This is a genomic window from Serratia ureilytica (assembly GCF_017309605.1).
In the GTDB taxonomy this organism is placed as follows: Bacteria; Pseudomonadota; Gammaproteobacteria; order Enterobacterales; family Enterobacteriaceae; genus Serratia; species Serratia ureilytica.
The window spans coordinates 3,747,959-3,763,788 of the sequence record NZ_CP071320.1; the positions used below are offsets into that span (position 1 = coordinate 3,747,959).

17 protein-coding genes are annotated in these 15,830 nt (G+C 61.1%); 1 reads left to right on the plus strand and 16 read right to left on the minus strand.

The features are described from left to right. Nucleotides 1–105: 105 nt before the first annotated feature. The 4 genes from J0X03_RS17685 to sdhC are packed head-to-tail and all read right to left on the minus strand — an operon-like array spanning nt 106 to nt 3,336. Nucleotides 106–822: a succinate dehydrogenase iron-sulfur subunit gene (locus J0X03_RS17685; RefSeq protein ID WP_015376975.1), complete on the minus strand. Its 717-nt coding sequence runs from the start codon at nt 820–822 to the stop codon at nt 106–108. Nucleotides 823–838: 16 nt separating this feature from the next. Then, nucleotides 839–2,605 carry a succinate dehydrogenase flavoprotein subunit gene (sdhA, locus tag J0X03_RS17690; RefSeq protein ID WP_015376974.1) on the minus strand — a complete coding sequence of 589 codons (1,767 nt, stop codon included), beginning with the start codon at nt 2,603–2,605 and terminating at the stop codon, nt 839–841. Further along, complete coding sequence (gene sdhD, locus J0X03_RS17695; RefSeq protein ID WP_004939891.1) at nt 2,606–2,953, minus strand: succinate dehydrogenase membrane anchor subunit; 348 nt, start codon at nt 2,951–2,953, stop codon at nt 2,606–2,608. It lies immediately after the preceding gene. Continuing rightward, on the minus strand, nt 2,947–3,336 hold the full coding sequence (gene sdhC, locus J0X03_RS17700) for a succinate dehydrogenase cytochrome b556 subunit (protein WP_004939893.1): 390 nt from the start codon (nt 3,334–3,336) through the stop codon (nt 2,947–2,949). The genes sdhD and sdhC overlap by 7 nt, the downstream gene beginning before the upstream one ends. Before the next feature lie 729 nt (nt 3,337–4,065). On the opposite strand from sdhC, the gene J0X03_RS17705 reads away from it, so the two are divergent. Then, nucleotides 4,066–5,358, plus strand: coding sequence for a citrate synthase (locus tag J0X03_RS17705; RefSeq protein WP_016928730.1), 1,293 nt, complete (start codon nt 4,066–4,068; stop codon nt 5,356–5,358). Between the two features lie 57 nt (nt 5,359–5,415). On the opposite strand, the gene nei is transcribed toward J0X03_RS17705, so the two are convergent. From nei to J0X03_RS17765, 12 genes are all read right to left on the minus strand, one after another. Continuing rightward, nucleotides 5,416–6,207, minus strand: a complete 792-nt coding sequence (gene nei, locus J0X03_RS17710) for an endonuclease VIII (protein ID WP_069100738.1) — start codon at nt 6,205–6,207, stop codon at nt 5,416–5,418. A gap of 53 nt (nt 6,208–6,260) precedes the next feature. After that, entirely contained in the window at nt 6,261–6,905 is a 645-nt protein-coding gene (pcp, locus tag J0X03_RS17715; protein WP_016928732.1) for a pyroglutamyl-peptidase I, read from the minus strand. An 8-nt stretch (nt 6,906–6,913) separates the two neighbouring features. After that, on the minus strand, nt 6,914–7,933 hold the full coding sequence (locus J0X03_RS17720) for a DUF979 domain-containing protein (protein WP_047025692.1): 1,020 nt from the start codon (nt 7,931–7,933) through the stop codon (nt 6,914–6,916). After that, nucleotides 7,930–8,661, minus strand: a complete 732-nt coding sequence (locus J0X03_RS17725; RefSeq protein WP_016928734.1) for a DUF969 domain-containing protein — start codon at nt 8,659–8,661, stop codon at nt 7,930–7,932. The genes J0X03_RS17720 and J0X03_RS17725 overlap by 4 nt, the downstream gene beginning before the upstream one ends. A 54-nt stretch (nt 8,662–8,715) precedes the next feature. Next, entirely contained in the window at nt 8,716–9,456 is a 741-nt protein-coding gene (gene pxpA, locus J0X03_RS17730; RefSeq protein WP_004939906.1) for a 5-oxoprolinase subunit PxpA, read from the minus strand. Beyond that, nucleotides 9,446–10,378, minus strand: a complete 933-nt coding sequence (gene pxpC, locus J0X03_RS17735; RefSeq protein WP_129993245.1) for a 5-oxoprolinase subunit PxpC — start codon at nt 10,376–10,378, stop codon at nt 9,446–9,448. The genes pxpA and pxpC overlap by 11 nt, the downstream gene beginning before the upstream one ends. Beyond that, nucleotides 10,372–11,028 carry a 5-oxoprolinase subunit PxpB gene (pxpB, locus tag J0X03_RS17740; protein WP_129993244.1) on the minus strand — a complete coding sequence of 219 codons (657 nt, stop codon included), beginning with the start codon at nt 11,026–11,028 and terminating at the stop codon, nt 10,372–10,374. The genes pxpC and pxpB overlap by 7 nt, the downstream gene beginning before the upstream one ends. 159 nt (nt 11,029–11,187) lie before the next feature. After that, a complete protein-coding gene (locus J0X03_RS17745; protein WP_016928738.1) occupies nt 11,188–11,931 on the minus strand; it encodes a type 2 GTP cyclohydrolase I in 744 nt (247 codons plus the stop codon). Nucleotides 11,932–11,949: 18 nt separating this feature from the next. Further along, nucleotides 11,950–12,930, minus strand: a complete 981-nt coding sequence (locus J0X03_RS17750; protein ID WP_047025695.1) for an MBL fold metallo-hydrolase — start codon at nt 12,928–12,930, stop codon at nt 11,950–11,952. A gap of 22 nt (nt 12,931–12,952) precedes the next feature. After that, nucleotides 12,953–14,383 (minus strand): deoxyribodipyrimidine photo-lyase, encoded by a 1,431-nt coding sequence (gene phrB, locus J0X03_RS17755; RefSeq protein WP_160204084.1) that lies wholly within the window; start codon nt 14,381–14,383, stop codon nt 12,953–12,955. A gap of 16 nt (nt 14,384–14,399) precedes the next feature. Then, the gene (locus tag J0X03_RS17760) at nt 14,400–15,356 is read right to left on the minus strand and encodes a YbgA family protein (protein WP_033651168.1); all 957 of its coding nucleotides are present in this window, start codon (nt 15,354–15,356) and stop codon (nt 14,400–14,402) included. Nucleotides 15,357–15,498: 142 nt separating this feature from the next. After that, nucleotides 15,499–15,708, minus strand: a complete 210-nt coding sequence (locus tag J0X03_RS17765) for a YbfA family protein (protein WP_004939916.1) — start codon at nt 15,706–15,708, stop codon at nt 15,499–15,501. Between the last annotated feature and the right edge of the window lie 122 nt (nt 15,709–15,830).

The window sequence follows — 15,830 nt, forward strand, 5'->3', positions numbered from 1 at the left end:
GAAGAACCAGGCTGCATAGCGCCGCAGCCGCGGGTCAGTTTTTAGAGGTTCCCTCCCCTATGGGATGTGCGCCGGAAAAGAGCCCGGCGCAGCATCTCATTCCGTTTATGCGCCGCGTTGCAGCAGCATGGACTTGATATGCCCGATCGCACGCGTCGGGTTCAAGCCTTTAGGACATACACTGACACAATTCATAATGCTATGGCAGCGGAAAACACTAAAAGCATCGTCCAGATCATCTAAACGTTCTTGCGTTTCCGTGTCACGGCTGTCGATCAGGAAGCGATACGCCGCCAACAGACCGGCAGGCCCGATGAACTTGTCCGGGTTCCACCAGAACGATGGGCAAGAAGTCGAGCAGCAGGCGCACAGGATGCACTCGTACAGACCGTCCAGCTTGGCGCGCTGTTCCGGCGACTGCAGGTGCTCACGCGCCGGCGGATTCTTGCCGTCGTTCAGCAGGTATGGCTTGATCTTTTCATACTGGGTGTAGAACTGCCCCATATCCACCACCAGATCGCGCACCACCGGCAGCCCCGGCAGCGGACGGATCACGATCTTGCCGTTGCCTTTGCGCAGCGACGAAACCGGAGTGATGCACGCCAGGCCGTTTTTACCGTTCATATTCAGGCCGTCGGAACCGCACACGCCTTCGCGGCATGAGCGACGGAACGACAGGGTCGGATCTTTTTCTTTCAGCTGGATCAACGCATCCAGCAGCATCATGTCACGGCCTTCTTCCGCTTCCAGGGTGTAGTCCTGCATGTGCGGCGCGTCGTCGACATCCGGATTGTAGCGATAAATGGAAAATTCGAGTTTCATCTGTCGATCTCCGCAATTAGTAAGAACGCACTTTCGGCGGGAATGCCGGGCGCAGCTTCGGTTGCATGTTCACTTCACGACGCGTCATGCTTTCCGATTGCGGCAGATACAGCGAATGGCACAGCCAGTTGGCGTCATCGCGTTCCGGGTAGTCGAAGCGGCTGTGTGCGCCACGGCTCTCGGTACGGAAGTTGGCCGACACGGCGGTGGAATACGCGGTTTCCATCAGGTTATCCAACTCCAGGCACTCGATGCGCTGGGTGTTGAACTCGCTGGAGGTATCGTCCAGGCGTGCGTTCTTCAGACGTTCACGGATCACTTTCAGTTCTTCCAGGCCCTTGGCCATCGCATCGCCTTCGCGGAATACCGAGAAGTTGTGCTGCATGCAAGACTGCAGCGCTTTGCGAATTTCGACCGGGTCTTCGCCGGAACGGGTATTGTTCCAACGGTTCAGACGATCAAGCGAAGCTTCCACGTCGGAGTCGCTGGCGTCACGGCTCACGCCCTGCTCTTCCAACGATTCCTGCAGGTGCATGCCGGCGGAACGGCCGAACACCACCAGGTCCAGCAGCGAGTTGCCGCCCAGACGGTTGGCGCCGTGCACCGATACGCAGGCGATTTCGCCCACGGCGAACAGCCCCGGGATCACCACGTCTTCGCCTTTCTCGTTTACGGTCAACGCCTGACCGGTCACCTTGGTCGGAATGCCGCCCATCATATAGTGACAGGTTGGGATAACCGGGATCGGCTCTTTCACCGGATCGACGTGCGCGAAGGTGCGGGACAGCTCCAGAATGCCCGGCAGACGGGATTCCAGCACCTCTTTGCCCAGGTGATCCAGCTTCAGCTTGGCGTGCGGGCCCCAAGGACCGTCGCAGCCGCGGCCTTCGCGGATTTCGATCATGATCGAACGGGCAACCACGTCGCGCCCCGCCAGATCTTTGGCGTTCGGCGCATAACGCTCCATGAAGCGCTCGCCGTGCTTGTTCAGCAGGTAACCACCTTCGCCGCGGCAGCCTTCGGTCACCAGCACGCCCGCGCCGGCGATGCCGGTCGGGTGGAACTGCCACATTTCCATGTCCTGCACCGGCACGCCGGCGCGCAGCGCCATGCCGACACCGTCGCCGGTGTTGATGTGGGCGTTGGTGGTGGACTGGTAAATACGGCCTGCGCCGCCGGTCGCCAGCACGGTGGCCTTGGCTTTGAAGTAAACCACTTCACCGGTTTCGATGCAGATAGCCGTGGTGCCGACCACCGCGCCGTCCTGGTTTTTCACCAGATCGAGCGCATACCACTCAGAGAAAATGGTGGTGTGGTTTTTCAGGTTCTGTTGGTACAAGGTGTGCAGCAGCGCGTGGCCGGTACGGTCGGCTGCGGCGGCGGTACGCGCCGCCTGCTCGCCGCCGAAGTTCAGCGACTGGCCGCCGAACGGACGCTGATAGATGCGGCCGTCGTCCAGGCGAGAGAACGGCAGACCCATGTGTTCCAGTTCCAGAATCGCTTCCGGGCCGGTTTTACACATATATTCGATGGCGTCCTGGTCACCGATATAGTCGGAACCTTTCACCGTGTCGTACATATGCCATTCCCAGTTGTCCTCGTGGCTGTTGCCGAGCGCGACGGTAATGCCGCCCTGGGCGGACACGGTATGGGAACGGGTCGGGAAAACTTTGGACAGCAGGGCACAGGTCGAGCCCGCTTGGGAAATTTGCAGCGCGGCACGCATGCCCGCACCGCCGGCGCCGATTACGACGGCATCAAACTCTCTGACTGGCAGTTTCATTTAAGCACCCCACACTACGATTGTTCCGTACAGTAAATAGACCAGCAACGCGACCACGACAGCCAGCTGCAACACCAGGCGAACCGCCAGCGGCTTGACGTAGTCCGTCAGCACCTGCCACAGCCCGATCCAGGCGTGAACCAGAATCGACAGCAAGGTCAGCAGAGTGAACACTTTCGTAATGGAAGTGGCGAAGAAACCGCGCCAGATGTCATAAGTGAGTTCCGGAGCCGTGACGAAAAAGCCCAGGATATACAGGACGTACAGGGTGATGATGATAGCGGAAGCACGCAGCAGCAGCCAATCGTGCACGCCGTTGCGCCCTAATGCAGAAACGTTGTTTACCATACGAGGACTCCAGCCAGAACTGACAGCACGACGGTCAGACCGATCGCCACCTGGGCGGAACGGGTGCCGGCGGCCAAACTCTCTTCGATGTAGCCAAAATCCATTAACAAGTGACGGATGCCACCGCAAATGTGATAGGCCAGCGCCGTGAGGATGCCCCAGAATATGAATTTGACGATGAAGCTATTCATGATGGCGGCCGCCTGCAGGAACCCCTCTTGGGAAGAGAGTGACAGGCCCAGCAGCCAGAGGAGGATACCCACGGCAACGAAGGTAATTACGCCAGAGACTCGGTGTAAGATAGACGCTATCGCAGTTACGGGGAACCGGATCGTTTGCAGATCCAAGTTGACAGGTCGTTGTTTTTTCACGTATTTGCCCACACAGCTCTTATTATTTTCCTTCCTCCGGGCCTGGGCGGGGATCAGACAGCGTTAAGAGCCTAAAACCCTTACACGTCACGCGCTCAAACATCAACATCCTCTGTGCTCAAACGGCGCGCATTTATAACGCTGGGTGCTCCTACTTCAGGGTAATCCGGAGACCTGGCGGCAGTATAGGAGGATCACATTCTGATTACAATTCTCATACAACCGCTTTGATAACATTTCCCCCGAACAGTGATTCAGATCACGGATTTCACAATTAGTGCAAAATTAATTATCTGATTTGACAAGAGATCAACATTTCCATTACATATAGGGGCACAAACGGTCCTATGATGCGCTACGGGTCAGCAGATACACTTCCCCCCGGGTTCGAGTTATGCAACAGTGTATTTGGCGAACCTATCCCAATAGCCGTTGTTTCCCGCTCGATTTTGCCGGCGTCAAAAAGCAAATAAAGCAAATAAAAACAGTTTATTGGGATAGGTTCACATCTCTTCGAACAGCTCATAGGTAAGATTAACAGACTATAACGAATTACTCTGAATCGTTAACAACTGGTCACCCGTCTCGTTCGCCTGGTCAGCACTCTGTACCCTACCCGCGCACAGTTGCGCAGTCGCTCACAGAGTTAGCGTCCGCACCATTTTTTGCGGGCAACCTGCAGAGATTTAAGGTATTTCAGTTGTTAGTGGTTTTTAAAATAAGGCGCTAAGGAGACAGTAAATGACTGATAAGAAAGCGACGCTAACCATTAACGACAGCGAAGCTCCGATCGAACTGGGCGTATTGACACCGACACTGGGCCCTGATGTCCTCGATGTCCGCGCTCTGGGTTCCAAAGGTTATTTCACATTTGATCCCGGCTTTACCTCCACCGCTTCTTGCGAATCCAAGATTACCTTCATCGACGGCGACAAAGGCGTGCTGCTGCACCGCGGCTTCCCTATCGAGCAGCTGGCGAAAGAGTCTTCCTACCTGGAAGTGTGCTACATCCTGCTGTACGGCGAGACCCCAACGCCGGAAGAGTTTGAGACCTTCAAGACGACCGTAACCCGCCACACCATGATCCACGACCAGATCACCCATCTGTTCCGTGGTTTCCGTCGCGACTCGCACCCGATGGCGGTGCTGTGCGGCGTGACCGGCGCGCTGGCGGCGTTCTACCACGATGCGCTGGACGTCAACAACGAGCGTCACCGTGAAATCACCGCGTTCCGTCTGCTGTCCAAAATGCCGACCGTGGCCGCGATGTGCTACAAATACTCCCTGGGCCAGCCGTTCGTTTACCCGCGCAACGATCTGTCCTATGCCGGCAACTTCCTGCACATGATGTTCGCCACCCCATGCGAAGAATACGTGGTGAACCCGGTGCTGGAACGCGCCATGGATCGCATCCTGATCCTGCACGCCGACCATGAGCAGAACGCCTCTACCTCAACCGTGCGTACCGCCGGCTCTTCCGGCGCCAACCCGTTCGCCTGCATCGCGGCCGGTATCGCCTCCCTGTGGGGACCGGCGCACGGCGGCGCCAACGAAGCGGCGCTGAAAATGCTGGAAGAGATCAAGACCGTCGAGCACATTCCGGAATTCATCAAGCGTGCCAAGGACAAGAACGACTCCTTCCGCCTGATGGGCTTCGGCCACCGCGTGTACAAGAACTACGATCCGCGCGCCACCGTGATGCGCGAAACCTGTCACGAAGTGCTGAAAGAGCTGAACAAGAAAGACGACAACCTGCTGCAGGTGGCGATGGAGCTGGAACACATCGCGCTGAACGACCCGTACTTCATCGAGAAGAAACTGTACCCGAACGTCGACTTCTACTCCGGCATCATCCTGAAGGCGATGGGCATTCCTTCTTCCATGTTCACCGTGATCTTCGCCATCGCGCGCACCATCGGCTGGATCGCCCACTGGAACGAAATGCACGACGAAGGCATCAAAATTGCCCGTCCGCGTCAGCTGTACACCGGCTATGCCGAGCGTGATTTCAAATCCCAGCTGAAAAACAAGTAAGCCGCTTTCCTGGCTGAAACCGCACAGCGCCGCCCCTTCGGGCGGCGTTTTTTTTAGCTATTTCTGGCAGCCCGGGCACCAATAAAACGGCCGCGACGACAGCTCGGTGCGCACGATCATCCCACCACAGCGTTCGCAGGGCTCGCCGCTGCGATGAAATACCTTGAAGCGAAACAGCGCGCCGTGATGACGGTTGTCATCCGCCTGCCCACGCGTCTGGTAGGAGAGGCGCGGCACTGCCAGCAATGCCTCCGCCAGGTGGCGCAGCGCCTCTGGCGTCAGATCCTGCGGTTTGTGCTGCGGCGCCAGTTCGGCCTGCCACAGGATTTCGGCGCGCAGATAATTGCCCAATCCGGCGAGAAACGCCTGGTCGAGCAGCATGCCGCCCAGCTGCCTGCGGCGAAAACGCGGCGTCAGCAACCGCTCCGCCACATCGTCTACCGTCAGCGACATGTCCAACACGTCAGGGCCGATGCGTTGCAAAAACGGGTGCTGTTCTATCTCCTCGCGCGGCCCGACGGTGATGTCGGAAGCGCTGTAAAGCAATATTGCGCTGCGAGCGGTTTCCAGCCGCACCCGCAGATCGCGCTTGGTCTCCGGCGTCTCTCCCGCCGCCGCCACTTTCCATACGCCGTACAGCTGGTTGTGGCTGTACATCGTCAGCCCATTGGAGAAATGGGTCAGCAGCGCCTTGCCACGCGGCTCGATGGCGACGATGCGCTCGCCGAGCAGACGCTGGCGATAGTGTTTCAGCTGGGGAAAAGCGAAATCGACGGCGGTCAGCGGCTGATCGATCACCGCCGCCGCCAGTTTGTCCGCCGCCCGGCGAATCTCCGGTCCTTCCGGCATAGACCACTCCTTGCGTAGACCCGGCGCAGCCCGATGCGCCGGGGATGACATGATTAATGCGTCGCGCCGCCCACCACTTTCAGATCGTGTTCCACCTGCAAAGCGATGGAAACGGCCAGCTCCAGCGCAAACAGCACCGTCGAAGCCGCCATGCTCGGCGCACCGGGGTGCGCCGCCGCCTGTTCCGGCAGGTACGGGATATGGATAAACCCGCCCTTGACCTCGCGCTGGCCGCTCAAACGGTGCAGCAGGCCATACATGACATGGTTGCACACGTAGGTGCCGGCAGTCTGCGAAACGGCGGCCGGAATGCCGGCCTCGCGCATCGAACTCACCATCGCTTTGATCGGCAAAGTGCTGAAATAGGCCGCCGGACCGCCGGCGACGATCGGCTCATCCACCGGCTGCTGCCCCTGATTGTCGGGAATACGCGCATCGTCGACGTTGATCGCCACCCGTTCAATCGTGATATCGGTGCGGCCGCCGGCCTGGCCGATAGCCAGCACCATCACCGGCTGCACCTCGTCGATCGCCGCATTGAGCGCCTCCAGCGCGGCCCCGAACACGCACGGCAACTGGCGCGCCACGATACGCGTGCCCACCAGTTCCATATCGTTGAGCTGCTTCACCACTTCCCAGGAGGGATTGAGGCGCTCGCCGCCAAACGGCTCGAAGCCGGTAATCAATACTTTTTGCATCCTTACTCCTACAGGAACATCAGGAAATACAGCAGGAACACGTTAACCAACAGCAGCAGCACGCCGGTCGGCACCTGCGCCTTGATCACCGCATTCTTGTCCGGCAACTCCAGCAGCGCCGCCGGCACAATGTTGAAGTTCGCCGCCATCGGCGTCATCAGGGTGCCGCAATAGCCGGAGAACATGCCGATCGCCGCCATCACCGCCGGGTTGCCGCCGTGCTGCAACACCAGGATCGGAATGCCGATGCCGGCGGTAACGATCGGGAAAGCGGCGAAGGCGTTGCCCATCACCATGGTCAGCACCGCCATACCGATAGCGTAGACCGCCACGGCGATAAAGCGGTTATCGACCGCCAGATATTCCTGGGTCAAATGCGAGATCGCGGTACCAACGCCGGCGACGGTAAACAGCAGCCCCAGCGTGGCGAGGATCTGCGGCAGAATGAACGCCCAGCCGATCGAATCCAGCAGGCGCCGCGCTTCCTGTATCGGCTGCAGCGCCTTCTCATGGGTCATTGTCACCGCGATCGCCAACCCGATCAGGCAGCCGACGGTCATCGAGAACAGGGTGATCAGCGTCGCGTGGTTACCGCTGCCGAATACCGCGTTTTGCAACGCCGGCACGTTGTTGAACAGCAGCACGCCGACCACCGTCACCACCGGGATCGCCAGCGCGGGAATGAACAGCTTGTTGCCCAGGCGCTTGGCGCTCGCCTCGCGCTCCTGCGGCGTCCGCTGGTGATAGCTGCCGAGGCGCACGCCGCCGAAGCCGGCAATCAGGGCCATCACCACCACCACCGCGCCAACGATGATATGCAGCATGCGTTTTTCGTTACTGCCCTCGCCCAGTACATCGCTCAGCAGGCGATAAGTCCAGTCGCCGACCAGGAATACCAGGCCGTACAGCCCCCAAAACAGCCCGGTGGTGATGCGGCGCGGGTTGGCGCGATCGCGCAAGGACATCACCGCCACAATCAGCAGCACCGCGCCGGCCAGCCAGTAAAGGTATTGTTGCTGGAAGTTCATCGCGCTTCCCCCTTCGCCTGCAGCGCCGCCTGATTCAGCTGCGCCAGCTCGGCGCTCAGCTGTTTATCCATCCGATACAGCCGGAACGCGTGGATCAGGAAAGCGAAAATGGCGGTCGGAATGCCCCACAGCGCGATATGCAGCGGCTCGGTCTGAATGCCGCCGGACTCCAGCATAAAGTTATGCATGAAGATGATCGCACCGAAGGCCACGAAGATATCCTCGCCGAAGAACAGCCCGACGTTGTCGGTAGCGGCCGACATGGCGCGCAGGCGGTGGCGGGTACGCTCCGGCAGCTCGCCGTAGCGGTTTTCCGTCGCCCCTTCCGCCATCGGCGCCAGCAGCGGCCGCACCATCTGCGGATGCCCGCCCAGGCTGGTCAGCCCCATCGCCGCGGTGATCTCGCGCACGAACAGGTACACGATCAGCAAACGGCCGGCGGTGGCGCTTTTGATCTTGGCGATCCACGCCTGCGCCCGCTCTTTAAGCCCGTGACGTTCCAGCAGGCCGATCACCGCCAGCGGCAGCAGCAGGATCAGCGGCAGGTTTCGGGTATTGAGAAAGCCCTCGCCGAGCTTTTCCAGAATGACGTCCAGCGGCATCAGCGCCGCCAGACCGGTAATGATGCCGGCGGCGATCACCACCAGCACCGGATTGAAACGCAATACAAACCCGACCACGATCGCGGCGATGCCGATCAGTGGCCAGAGATTCACGGCCTGTTCCATAGTCTTCCCTCGATATTTTCTAATAATTTTTTGTTTGTGATGTTGTGTCTTGCTTTACTGCTCTGCGCTGACGCGGATGCCCTGTTGAACAAAACTGTCCCGCAGCTTGCGCGCATACGCCAGCGCATGCTCGCCGTCCCCGTGCAGGCAGACGGTCTCCGCCTGTACGGCGGTCCAAACGCCATCGACGCTGCGCACCCGGTGATGGCGCACCATCTCCAGGGTTTGCGCCAGCGCCTGTTCGTCATCCTCGATCAATGCCCCCGGCAAACCGCGCGGCACCAGCGTGCCGTCGGCCTGATAACCGCGATCGGCGAACACCTCCTGCCGGGTGGTCAGACCGAGCCGTTGCCCGGCGCGGATCAGCTCGCTGCCGGCCAGCCCCACCAGCCGCAGCGCCGGATCGACCGCCTGCACCGCCCGGGCGATGGCTTCCGCCAGCGCCGGCTCAACCGCCGCCTGGTTGTACAGCATGCCGTGCGGCTTAACGTGCACCATCACCCCGCCCTCGGCGCGGGCGATGGCCGCCAGCGCCCCGAGCTGATACACCACCTGCGCGTACACCGTTTCCGGCGGCAGCTGCATGCGAGTGCGGCCGAAATTCTCCCGATCGGGAAAACTCGGGTGGGCGCCGATCGCCACGCCGTACTGCAATGCCCAGCGCACCGACTGACGCATGGTCTGCGCATCGCCGGCGTGGAAGCCGCAGGCGATGTTGGCCGAACTCACCAATTGCAACAGCGCCTGGTCGTTGGCGCAGCCTTCGCCGAGATCGGCGTTCAAATCAACGATCATGTAACCCCCAGGCAATCTGTCGAAGGAAAAGATCCTGCTCGGCCTTGGCGCGCTGCGCCTCGGCCAGTGAACAGAGAACGAAATGGATCGGTTCGCCGAGACGGATCTGCGCCAAATGGTAAAGATCGGCTTCGATCACGCAGGCGATGCGCGGGTAACCGCCGGTGGTTTGCGCATCGGCCATCAACACGATCGGCTGGCCGTTGTGCGGCACCTGCACCACGCCGGGCATCAGGCCGTGCGACAGCATCTCTCTGTCGGTGGTGCGTGCCAGCGGCGTGCCGCCGTGCAAACGGTAGCCCATGCGATTGCTCTGCGGGCTGAGCTGCCAGGCGGCGCGCCAAAACGTATCTTGCGCCTCTTCGCTGAATTCGGCGGACTCCGGCCCCGGCAACGCACGGATGCGATTGGTGAACAGTAACTGCTTCACGCCACAGCGGGTTTGCGGCAGCGCGGCGGATTTGCCCAGCGGCAACCGATCGCCGTCCTTCAGATTACGCCCCTCGCACCCGCCAAAGGCGGCTTTCATGTCGGTGCTGCGCGAGCCCAGCATTTCCGGCACGGCGATACCGCCGGCGATCGCGAGATAACTGCGCATGCCGCGCTTCGGCGTGCCCAGCACCAGCCGCTGCCCCTTTTTCACCGGGTAGCGCCAGCCGGTCCACAACGGCTTACCGTCCAGCTGCGCGTCGCAGCCGGCGCCGGTCAGGGCGATCCAGCCGGGACGGGTAAACTCGGCGCTGAACTGGCCGAGCGTGATCTCCAGCCCGGCGGCCTCCGGCGCGTTGCCCACCAGCAGGTTGGCGATCTTCAGCGCCGGTTGATCCAACGCGCCGCCGGTACTGATGCCCAGACGGCGAAATCCTTCACGGCCCAAATCCTGCACCGTGGTATAGATGCCGGCGCGCAGAATAATCAGCATACGCCCTCCTTCTGCGGCACAAAGCGTACGCTATCGCCCGGGCGCAGCAGCGTCGGCGGCATTTCATGGGGATTGAACAACGCCAGCGGCGTGCGGCCGATCAGCTGCCAGCCGCCGGGCGTCGCCAGCGGATAGATGCCGGTCTGGCCGCCGCCGATACCGACGGAGCCGGCCGCCACCGCCAGACGCGGTTCGGCGCGGCGCGGCGTCGCCAGTTTTTCCGGCATGCCGCCCAAATAGGAGAAGCCCGGCTGAAAGCCGAGAAAATAGACCACGTAAGCCGCCGCCGCGTGGCATTCCACCACCTGTCGCGGCGTCATGCCGGTATGGCGCGCCACCTCATCCAGATCAGGGCCCTGTTCCCCGCCGTAGACAACCGGGATCTCCACCTGACGCGACTCTGGCGTCAGGCGCTCTTTGCTTTCCCACCCCTGCTGCAGTATCGCGAGCATCGCTTCGGCGTCGGCCTGCGGCGTATGCAACAGCAGCGTCAGGTTGTTCATTCCCGGCACCACTTCCCGCACGTCAGGATGATGATTCAGCTTTTCCGCCAGCGCCCAGATGCGCTGCTGGCTCGGCAACGTCACCGGCGGTGACAGTTCAAGCACTACCGCTCTTTCACCTAAAAGGTAATAACGCGCTTGTTGCACCCTTATTCTCCTTATTATTATCGCGCTGAAAAACACACCAGTTATGCGTGACGCAGCCCCGGCTGTCAATAGAACGCAACCATAAGGAAAATAAGGAAATAGCGCGATAAAAGGATTCAGCCGGCGCGCAGGCCGGGCTGGATCCGACGCAGAAAAAAATCAGGCGGGATTCGGGATATCGATAAAGGTCACATCAAAACCGTGGTGCTGAGCCAGCCATTCCCCCAGCGCTTTCACGCCGCCGCGCTCGGTCGCGTGGTGGCCGGCGGCAAAGAAATGCACGCCCATTTCGCGCGCGCTGTGAATGGTCTGCTCAGACACTTCACCGCTGATGAAAGCATCGACGCCGAAGCGCGCCGCGCTGTCGATAAAGCCCTGGCCGCCGCCGGTGCACCAGGCCACTCGGCGAATATGCTCAGGCGCGTTATCGCCGCAGTGCAGCACCGCGCGCCCCAGCCGGCTTTCGATGCGCTGTTGCAGCGCTTCGCCGGTCAGCGGCTGTTCGAATTCCCCGTGCGGCACCAGCGGCTCGACGTCGCCAATCACCCGAATGCCCAGCGCCTGCGCCAGCTGCGCGTTGTTGCCCAGCACCGGATGCGCGTCCAGCGGCAAGTGGTAGCCGTACAGATTGATGTCGTGGGTCAACAGCGTTTTCAGGCGGTTGCGCTTCATGCCGCGCACCGCCGGCGCCTCGTTTTTCCAGAAATAGCCGTGATGCACGATGATCGCGTCGGCCTGATGCGCCACCGCGGCGTCCAACAGCGCCTGACAGGCGGTGACGCCGGTCACGATGCGCTGCACGTGCGGGCGCCCTTCCACCTGCAATCCATTGGGGGCATAGTCCTGAAACGCCGCGGCGTTCAGTTCCGTGTTGATCAGTTGTTCCAGATCGAGGTTACGCATTCTCTTCTCTCTTCATAGTCAAAATGTCTGCCGATCGCCCTGCGCCATCAGGATGAATTTCACCCCCAGATCGTTGCCCTGCGCCAGCTGCTGCGCAATGGCGGCGCGCGCCTCTTCGCCCTGCTTCAGGCTCGGTTTGATGTGGCTGATCACCACCGGCAGACCGTTCAGCGAGCCTTCGCCGCCGCTGTACTGCGTCAGGTTCTTCAGCTCCTTCAGCAGCCAGGCCGGCGTCAGATGGCCGTACAGATGTTTGTCCTCCACCCCGTTAGGGTAAGAGGTTTCGATAATCATGCCCTTGAGCTTTTTCTGCTCGACAAGCGGCCCCAGCACGCGCCACACGGTATCGAGATCGCGCGACTGCTCCACCTTGTCCGGCCCGGTATCGCCGAAGTAGGCGAAGAACTCGTTGCCGTTGGAAATCAGCAGCATTGACGACGGGTAGCGATCGTGGCTGAGCGGGTACATCACGCCGGTCAACCCGGTCAGGCCGAGGGTAAAGCGCTGCTGCGGCCGCACCGTTTGCAGCCGGTAGGTGCCCAGCCGCGAGCCGTTGCCGGCGTCGGTAAAGTTCGGCCAGGCCTTCCAGTTGAAGTAATGGTTGCGCAGGGTCAGCACGGTGTCCGCCTGGGCGTAAACGGTTTTTTTATTATCCTCGGGCGAGCCGACGATCAGCCCCGCCACGTGGTCCAGATGGCCGTGGCTGATGAAATAGCCGCCGATCAACTGCCGGAACACATAGCCCTGCGGCGTATAAGGCGCGGCCAGCTCGGGGGTCACCTGCGGGAAACTGCCCTTCTCCAGCCCTTTGGCGATGCCCGGCAGCAGCGAGCCGGCGTCCAGCGCCACATACTGCGGCTGATTATCGCTGCGGATCAGATAAGAGGTCAGGTTGCCGTCGCTGACGCCGCCGTCGACGCCCAGCGCCACCACGTCAAAGCCGGCGATCGCCAGCGCGGAATAGCCGCTCAGACACAGGGCCAGCACCTTTTTCATCATTACGTCGCTCCTTGCAGTTGCCTCAAGACTCTCCCCGTTTTGCCGCCTCGAACGCCGCCAGCGTCTCTACACGCGCTTGCTTGTGATCGACGATCGGCAGCGGATAGTTCAGCGGGCATCGCTGCTTTTCCGCCCAGCGATGGGGATGATGGATGTCATTGTCGGGCACATCCGCCAGTTCCGGCAACCATTTACGGATAAAAGTGCCTTGTGGATCAAAACGTTCACCCTGGGTGGTCGGGTTAAAGATGCGGAAATACGGCGCGGCGTCGGTGCCGGTGGAGGCCGCCCACTGCCAGCCGCCGTTATTGGCCGCCAGATCCCCGTCCAGCAGTTGCGACATGAAATAGCGCTCCCCGGCGCGCCAGTCGATCAGCAGATCCTTCACCAGAAAACTGGCGCTGATCATGCGCAGCCGGTTGTGCATCCAGCCGGTAGCGTTCAGTTGGCGCATGGCGGCATCGACGATCGGATAGCCGGTTTCGCCCCGCTGCCAGGCCTGCAGCTTCGCCGCGTCAGCGCTCCAGCGCACCTTGTCCGTCCAGGCGATAAAGGGACGATGGCGGCACAGCTCGGGGTAGGCCACCAGCAGGTGGCGATAGAACTCGCGCCAAATCAGCTCGTTCAGCCAGGCGAAAGCGCCGCTCTCGCGATCTTCCAGCAGCTGCGGGCATTCGGCGCGCAGGCGGTTAAAACACTGGCGCGGCGACAGCGCGCCGATCGCCAGATAGGGCGACAGGCTGCTGGTGCCGGCGAGGGCGGGCAGATCGCGCTGCCGAAGGTAATCTTGCACCTGCTCACGACAAAAGGCGCGCAGCCGCTGCAGCGCGGCCTCCTCGCCGGCGGGATAATCATCCCCGATGTCCGCCGCGGGATAATCGAACGCCACCGGCGCTTCAGGCGCAGGCAACGCGCCATCGGCACGGATCTTCGGCGCCGGCAGGCAGCTCACGTCGGACTCAGTCAGGCGCTGAATGAAGGCGTTGCGAAACGGCGTATAAACCTTGTACATCTCGCCGCCGCCGGTTAGCACGCTGCCCGGCGGCAACAGCAGACTGTCATCAAAACCGTGGCACGTTACCCGTCCATTCAACTGCTGCTCCAGCCGCGCATCGCGTCGCCGTTCATTCAGTTCGTACTGGCGGTTGTAAAATAGCGCGTCCACCTGCTCTCGCCGGCAATACTCCGCCAGCCAGTCGATAGACGCGGCAAAGTCCGTGCCGGCATGGCAATGCAGCGCAATGCCCTTTTGCGCCAGCGCCTGCTGTACCGCCCGCAGGCTGGCGTGGATCAGCGCCGCCTGCCGCGGCGCCATCTCATGTTCCCGCCACTGCTGCGGGGTGGCGATAAACACCGCCAGCACCCGGGCTTTGGGATCGCTGCAGGCAGCGTGCAGCGCTTTGTTGTCGGTGATACGCAGATCGTTACGCAACCAGACCAGATGCGTGGTCATAAAATTCCCTTGTCAATCAATGGCCGTAACGCAAACGCAGCGCCTCCGGATAAGGTTCGAAATAGCGTTGTTCCGCCAAATAACTGTCGGGGTATTCCGCCATGTAATGCTTAAGCAAGGCGATCGGCGCCAGCAGCGGCTGCATGCCCTGCCGGTAGCGGTCGATCAGGTGCGCCAGCTCCTGGCGCTGCGCCGCGCTGAGCTGGCGGCGGAAGTAACCCTGCACGTGCATCAGCACGTTGGTATGGTTGCGGCGCGTCGCCTTGTGCGCCAACAGCGCCATCAGGCGGCTGCGGTACTCCACGGCGAAGTCTTCCAGCGAGTCCCAGCGGTGAATGTCGGCGACGAAACGCCCCAGTTCGCGGTACGCCGGCTGCGAATGCGCCAGCAGCGACAGTTTGTAGCGGCTGTGAAACGCGATCAGCCCGCCGCGGGTCAGCCCCTGACGCCACAGCATGTTCAACTCATACAGCGCGTACACTCGCTCGATAAAGTTTTCCCGCAGCGCCGCATCCTGCAAACGCCCATCCTCTTCCACCGGCAGCCACGGCATCTGGCGCAGCAGCTCGGCGGTAAACAGCCCGACGCCGTTTTTACGCGAGTCCTTGCCGTTCTCGCTGTAGACCCGCACCCGCTCCAGGCCGCAGCTCGGCGACTTGGCGCAGACGATATAGCCGCACAGGTGCTGCAACGCGGCCACGCGCTGCGCGGAGAAACTGCGCATCTCCTCGGTCAGATCCACGCCGGCGTCGTTGCTGTAGCGCATCGCCGGCCACGGCTGCGCCTGTTTCACCAGGCGCAGCGCCGGGCGCGGCGTGGGCAGGCCGATCGCCATTTCCGGGCAAACGGGCTCAAAGCGCACATAGGGCGCCAACTGTTCCACCGCGAAGGCCAGCCGCTTGTGGCCACCGTCGAAACGCACCGCGTCGCCCAGTAAACAGGCGCTGATGCCGATAGGGATCTTGTCACTCATACCGTTCTCTCGTGGTGTTGGTCGATGGGGAAAGTGTAGAAGAATGGCTTGCCAAATACGACCTTGCGCTGGACGGCAGCGGGCTTGGGGCATAAAAAAACCCCCGCCGCAGGGCGAGGGTTGTTCGTGAGTCGGCAGTGACTCAGTAGAAGTCGCAGGACGCCAGTTCCGCCTGCTGCAGCCAGACCGGCTTATCGCTGGTTTTTGACCAGACGCGATGCAGGTAGCTGTAAAAACGCCCGCGATCGCTGCGGAACAGCATCACCGGCAGGGCCAAAATGCCCGCGATCACCACTGCGCTGCGGCGCAGGAGAATCCGATGCAGTGAATAAGCGTGATAGGTCGTAGACATGCGAACCTCCTTAAAAACGCCTGCCGTTGATTTGTCAGGGAAAACGGCGTGGGCGTATCAAATGAACAATCGGTAATTTGGTAACTGGACAAAATTTTAGCGCACTTGATGAAAGTTTACTA